The 2,755-nt window shown below is 65.7% G+C and carries 2 protein-coding genes and 1 pseudogene; 2 read left to right on the top strand and 1 reads right to left on the bottom strand.

The window, feature by feature from the left end:
- Positions 1 to 715: pseudogene (locus AKL29_RS44435) on the bottom strand (MutS N-terminal domain-containing protein); the annotation flags it as partial.
- A 333-nt stretch (positions 716 to 1,048) separates the two neighbouring features.
- Here AKL29_RS44435 and pcaF point away from each other — a divergent pair.
- Positions 1,049 to 2,257, top strand: a complete 1,209-nt coding sequence (gene pcaF / locus AKL29_RS04965; protein ID WP_028337987.1) for a 3-oxoadipyl-CoA thiolase — start codon at positions 1,049 to 1,051, stop codon at positions 2,255 to 2,257.
- A 105-nt stretch (positions 2,258 to 2,362) separates the two neighbouring features.
- Positions 2,363 to 2,755: dioxygenase family protein (locus tag AKL29_RS04960; RefSeq protein WP_488230418.1), on the top strand; the 393-nt coding region annotated here is incomplete at its 3' end.

Genomic DNA, 2,755 nt, shown 5'->3' with positions numbered 1-2,755 from the left:
GCGGCGGGCGCTTGCCGACCTGGGTGCGGTCGATATAGGTAACGGCAGCGGCAGCGGCGGTCGCCTCCAGCCGCGACATCGCTGACAGGCCGTCCATGGTCGCGACCGCAAAATAGTCGCAGAGCCGCCGCTCGGCGGTGGCGCTGTCGAACACGTCGCGGGTCAGCGGCGTCACCGACGGCAGTTCGCGCAAGGTCGGCGCCAACTCGCTGTCGCTGTAGAGCGCATCGGTGACGATCGCCTCGTTCGGATTGATGCGTGCCAGCGTCGCCGCGAGCTCCGCGGTCGAACATTCCGTCACCATGAATTCGGAGGTCGAGATGTCGATCCAGGCAAGCCCAAGCCGGTCGGCGCCGGCCGAGCCCCGGGCGCGCGCGATCGCGATCAAATAATTGTTGGTGCGGGCGTCGAGCAGCGTGTCTTCGGTCAGCGTGCCCGGCGTCACCAGCCGCACCACGCCGCGGCGGACCACGCTCTTGTTGCCGCGGGCTTTGGCTTCCGCGGGATTTTCCGTCTGCTCGCACACCGCGACGCGGTGGCCGGCGCCGATCAGGCGATGCAGGTAATCCTCGGAGCGCTCGACCGGCACGCCGCACATCGGGATGTCGATGCCCTGATGCTTGCCGCGCTTGGTCAGCACGATGCCGAGCGTCCTGGAGGCGATCTCGGCATCCTCGAAGAACAGCTCGTAGAAATCGCCCATCCGGTAAAACAGCAGCAGGCCGGGATGGGCGGCCTTGATCTCCAGATACTGTTCCATCATCGGCGTGACGCGCGACGGCGCCTCGGCGGCAGTGGCTTCGGGCGGAACGGGGATGGGCTGCTGAATGGTCATGAGGTGGCGGAAACTACAGAATTTCGCCGCGTGGTCCTATCCGAGAGAAGGGGGTTTTCCACCCTGTCCACGGTCCGAAATATGACGAGGCATCACTGTAATGCGCTGATGCCACGCAGCCGCGTCAATTGACCTGCCGCGGGCACGCTCCTAAAACCCATCTCAAGTTCCAGTCGATCCAGCGCTAAGTCGCGGCATTCAGGGAGAGATTCAATGCGTGATGTGTTCATTTGCGATGCCGTCCGGACTCCGATCGGCCGTTTCGGCGGCTCGCTCGCCAAGGTGCGCGCCGACGATCTCGCCGCGGCCCCGATCAAGGCGCTGATGGCCAAGCATCCGACGCTCAATTGGAACGAGGTCGACGAGGTCTATTTCGGCTGCGCCAACCAGGCCGGCGAAGACAACCGCAACGTTGCGCGCATGGCGCTGTTGCTCGCCGGCATGCCGGAATCGGTTCCCGGCCAGACCCTGAACCGGCTCTGCGCTTCCGGCCTCGACGCGGTCGGTGCCGCGGGCCGCGCCATTCGCGCCGGCGAGATCGATTTCGCGATCGCGGGCGGCGTCGAATCGATGACGCGCGCGCCGTTCGTGATGGGCAAGGCCGCGGAAGCCTTCTCGCGCTCGTCCGAGATCTACGACACCACGATCGGTTGGCGCTTCATCAATCCGCTGATGAAGGCGCAGTACGGCGTCGATGCGATGCCGGAGACCGGCGAGAACGTCGCCGAGGAATTCCAGGTCTCGCGCGCCGATCAGGATGCGATGGCGATCCGCTCGCAGCAGCGTGCGGGCGCGGCGATCGCGTCGGGCTATTTCGCCGAGGAAATCGTGCCGATCCAGGTGCCCGGCGGCAAGGCCGGCCCGATCACCGTCGACAAGGACGAGCATCCGCGTCCGGAGACCACGCTCGAAGGTCTCGCCAAATTGAAGCCGATCGTGCGCAATCCGGGCACGGTGACCGCGGGCAACGCGTCCGGCGTCAATGACGGCGCCGCCGCGATGATCCTTGCTTCCGAAGCCGCGGTGAAGAAGCATGGCCTCACGCCGCGCGCAAAAATCCTCGGCCTCGCCTCGGCCGCGGTGCCGCCGCGCATCATGGGCATCGGACCGGTGCCGGCAACGAAGAAGCTGGTCGAGCGTCTCGGCATCAAAGTGTCGGACTTCGATTTGATCGAGCTCAACGAGGCCTTCGCCTCGCAGGGTATCGCCTGCCTGCGCCAGCTCGGCGTCAAGGAAGACGCCGATTTCGTCAATCCGCATGGCGGCGCGATCGCGCTCGGGCATCCGCTCGGCATGAGCGGCGCGCGGCTGGTCCTGACCGCCGTGCACGGCATGGAGAAGCGGGGCGGGAAGCTTGCCTTGGCAACTATGTGCGTCGGGGTCGGTCAAGGCGTCGCGGTCGCGATCGAAAAGCTGAATTAATCCAACGGCTTGGAGAGGCTGAAAACAGCCCTTCCCCAATTTGGTTATGCAATATAATGATCTGACGTGAGCTCACCGGGCGCGTGGGCCGCTGAGGAATTCGCCATGACCTTGTTGTACCCGCTGCAATCGCTTGCGGCCCATCCGGCGCGGCTGTCGCCGGACTATCGCTCCACCGTGAAGCGTTCGCCGCAAAAGCCGCTGATCCCGATGCGGCACACGCTCTCGGAGCTGACCGGGCCGGTCTATGGTCATGAGACCGTGCGCGCGCACGACAACGACCTCACCATCCAGGCCAAGGGCGAGCCGCTCGGCGAGCGCATCATCGTGCATGGTTATGTGCTCGACGAGGACGGCCGCGGCGTGCCCAACACGCTGGTCGAGCTGTGGCAGGCCAATGCCTGCGGCCGCTACGTTCATGTCGTCGACCAGCACCCGGCGCCGCTCGATCCGAACTTCACGGGCGCCGGCCGGACGCAGAGCGATGCCAAGGGCTAC

The sequence above is a fragment of the Bradyrhizobium pachyrhizi genome, from assembly GCF_001189245.1.
In the GTDB taxonomy this organism is placed as follows: domain Bacteria; phylum Pseudomonadota; class Alphaproteobacteria; order Rhizobiales; family Xanthobacteraceae; genus Bradyrhizobium; species Bradyrhizobium pachyrhizi.
The sequence above is the reverse complement of the archived record's forward strand: the minus strand, read 5'-3'. Positions and strand labels throughout refer to the sequence as shown.